This is a genomic window from Mycobacterium sp., assembly GCF_049280035.1.
Lineage (GTDB): Bacteria > Actinomycetota > Actinomycetes > Mycobacteriales > Mycobacteriaceae > Mycobacterium.
In genome coordinates this window covers 1-3,106 of the sequence record NZ_JBAPPI010000663.1, presented here as the reverse complement: position 1 = coordinate 3,106, position 3,106 = coordinate 1, and the positions used below count along the sequence as shown (strand labels likewise).

3 protein-coding genes and 1 pseudogene are annotated in these 3,106 nt (G+C 64.4%); all 4 read right to left on the bottom strand.

Annotated elements, in window-relative coordinates:
- A pseudogene (locus tag WAN71_RS21305) lies at positions 1-181 on the bottom strand (hypothetical protein); the annotation flags it as partial.
- 20 nt (positions 182-201) lie between these two features.
- Positions 202-1,500: a fatty acid desaturase family protein gene (locus WAN71_RS21300; RefSeq protein ID WP_422227231.1), complete on the bottom strand. Its 1,299-nt coding sequence runs from the start codon at positions 1,498-1,500 to the stop codon at positions 202-204.
- A gap of 81 nt (positions 1,501-1,581) precedes the next feature.
- Positions 1,582-2,718: a ferredoxin reductase gene (locus tag WAN71_RS21295; RefSeq protein ID WP_422227230.1), complete on the bottom strand. Its 1,137-nt coding sequence runs from the start codon at positions 2,716-2,718 to the stop codon at positions 1,582-1,584.
- 59 nt (positions 2,719-2,777) lie between these two features.
- Positions 2,778-3,106 (bottom strand): DUF6912 family protein (locus WAN71_RS21290; protein WP_422227229.1); only part of this gene is annotated, 329 nt, incomplete at its 5' end.

Sequence of the window (3,106 nt, the reverse complement as noted above, 5' to 3'; positions counted from 1 at the left end):
CCAACATCGTGGCCGCCCACGCGAGTGCCGCGAAGTCTGGGATCGAGGCGCCAAGCAGCAACTGGTGGTAAGTGATGCAGCTGTATACGTGGTTGCGGTAGGTGGGCATGTGGTCACCCAACGCATCGCGATGCCGATCCAGCACGACATCGACGATCGGAAGGGTGGTAACGACTTGCACGTGCTGAGCGCTTGGCGCGGCTAGGCGGCCAGCTCGTCCCGACCAGTCGTTTGCGCCTTCTCGTCAAGCCGTTTGGCTCGCTTGTCCCGGCGCCAACCCCGCACGGTGGCGATCGCGGTCTTCAGGCCGCGGCGCCGTCCGGTCGCCGGATCGGTCCCGGCGAAACCCGGCTCCAGCGCGGCGAACATCGATTCGCTGCGGGTCTCCGGTGCGTTGTCGGCGGTCTCGCGCAAATACTTGTCCGGCAGCGACAGCTTGGCGATGGTCCGCCATGTCTTCCCGTATTGCACCAGGAAAGAGCCTGTGGTGTACGGCAGGTCGTACTTGTCACAGAGCTCGCGCACTCGCAGTGATATCTCGGCATACCGGTTGCTCGGCAGATCCGGGTACAGGTGGTGTTCGATCTGGTGGCAAAGATTTCCGCTCATGAACCGCAGCGTCGGGCCGGCGTTGAAGTTGGCACTGCCCAGCATTTGCCGCAGGTACCAGTGCCCCTTCGACTCGCCGATCATGTCGGTCTTGGTGAATTTCTCGGCGCCGTCGGGGAAGTGGCCGCAGAAGATCACTGCGTTGGCCCATAGATTGCGGATCACGTTGGCGACCGCATTGGCCTTCAGCGTCGACTTGTACGTGGCGCCGGGTGACAGCGCGGTCACCGCCGGGAACGCGACATAGTCCTTGAACACCTGGCGACCAGACTTGGCCAGGAACTCGTCGACCCGCTGCCGCGCTTCATCGTGGCCCATGCGGTTCTTTACGATCCTGCCGATCTCGACGTGCTGCAGGCCAACGCCCCACTCGAACCCGATCGCAAGCAGCGTGTTGTACAGCAGGTTGAGCAGGTTGAAGCGCTTCCAGGGCTGGTCTCGGGTCACGCGCAGCAGACCGTAGCCGACGTCGTCGTCCATGCCGAGAATGTTGGTGTACTTGTGGTGCACGAAATTGTGGGTGTAGCGCCAGTGCTTGGACGACCCGGTCATGTCCCACTCCCAGGTCGAGGAGTGAATCTCGGGGTCGTTCATCCAGTCCCACTGGCCATGCATGACGTTGTGGCCGATCTCCATGTTCTCGACGATCTTGGCCACGGCGAGGGTCAGGGTGCCCGCCCACCAGCCTGATCGCCGCGAGCTGCCCGCCAACAGCACCCGGCCGGCGACCTCTAGCGCGCGCTGGGTGGCGATCGTGCGGCGGATGTAGCGGGCATCCCGCTCGCCGCGAGAGTCTTCAACATCCTGGCGGATGGCATCCAGCTCAACGGCCAGGTTTTCGATGTCGGCGTCCGTCAGATGCGCGAATACGTCTAGGTCGGTGATTGCCATCGCCTGTCCTCTCCGTAGTCTTGCAGTTACTGACCTACGCTATCGTAACCTACGAAACCGTAGGTTACCAGTGAGTAACACCTATACGTCGAGTATGCAATCGCCCGATGCGGCCGAAATGCAGGTCTGTACGCGTGTTCCCGGTTCATGTACAACACCGGTTCGCAGGTCCCGAACATGGCCTTCCACCAGGCCGACCACGCAGGATTGGCAGATCCCCATCCGACAGCCGAATGGCATCTGCACGCCCATCCGCTCACCGGCATCCATCAGCGAGGTCGCCGCATCGGCGGTGGTGCTTTTTGCGCTCTTCACAAAAGTTACCGTGCCGCCGGCGCCGGCCGGAGCCGCGCGCGACACCGCAAAGCGCTCGAGGTGCAAGCGGTCCTGAACACCGGCCGCCGACCAGGCGCGCTCGGCCGCGTTGAGCATGGCTTCGGGTCCACACGCCCAGGTCTGCCGCTCGCGCCAGTCCGGCACCTCGGTGTCGAGCCGCGCCAGATCCAGCCGTCCCTGGCTGCGCGTCGTGCGCAGCCGCAGCCGATATCCCGAATGATCGCGGGCCAGTTGATCAAGCTCCGCGCCGAACATCACGTCATCGGCGGTGGGCGCAGAATGCAGATGGATCACATCGGTGATCTGATCGTGGCGAACCAGCGTGCGCAGCATCGACATCACCGGGGTGATGCCCGACCCGGCTGTGATGAACAACACGGCCGGTGGCGCCGGATCGGGCAGCACGAAATTCCCTTGCGGCGCGGCCAACCGCACGATCGTTCCGGGCGTGACGCCGCCCACCAGGTGGGCGGAAAGGAAGCCCTCGGGCATTGCCTTCACCGTGATCGTCACCGTGCGGGCGCCCTTGACCGGGCTGGACGTCAGCGAATACGAGCGCCACCGCCAGCGGCCGTCAACCAGCAGCCCGATCCCCATGTACTGACCGGGCTCATAGTCGAAGCTGAAGCCCCAGCCCGGCTTGATGACCAGCGTCGCCGAGTCGTGCGTCTCTCGCCGGACCTGGAGGATCCGACCCCGCAATTCCCGCGCCGACCACAGCGGATTGGCCAACTTCATATAGTCGTCGGGCAGCAGCGGTGTGGTGATGCGATGGGCGAGGCTGCGCAACACGTGCCAGCCGGGATGGGTGTCCACGCCAGCCACCGTAATCGGCTTGGTCTCGACGACGTTGGCTGTGACCCTCGCGATTTTCCTGTCCATTGGGAAAACTCCTGCCCTCCCAACCTACGGTACCGTAACCTACGGTACCGTAGCCAGGGCTAGAGCAGCTCGAGCAGAAACGGCAGCTCTTGGGTGGCGTACCAGGCCAGATCGTGGTCCTGCGCGTCGCCAACCGTCAGCTCGGCGTCTTCGTCACCGAGGTCAGCCTCGTCAATGACCTTGATCGCCGCCGTGACATCGGCCTCCGCGGCGGCATTGTCGACGAACGCGGCGATCACATCGTCGATCGCCACCGGGGCCGCGATCCGCACGACGGCGTCATCGAGATCCGGGCGCAACGTCACGGCTCCTGCGTCTTTAACATCGGCAACCAGCACCGCGCGCCGCGGCGGCAACGTGTCGCCCGGCTGCTCCGACTCGTCGGCGG

Bases quoted from the DNA above. Each gene is read 5' to 3' on its own strand.
- WAN71_RS21300 (WP_422227231.1), bottom strand. From the start codon at position 1,500: ATGGCAATCACCGACCTAGACGTATTCGCGCATCTGACGGACGCCGAC.
- WAN71_RS21295 (WP_422227230.1), bottom strand. From the start codon at position 2,718: ATGGACAGGAAAATCGCGAGGGTCACAGCCAACGTCGTCGAGACCAAG.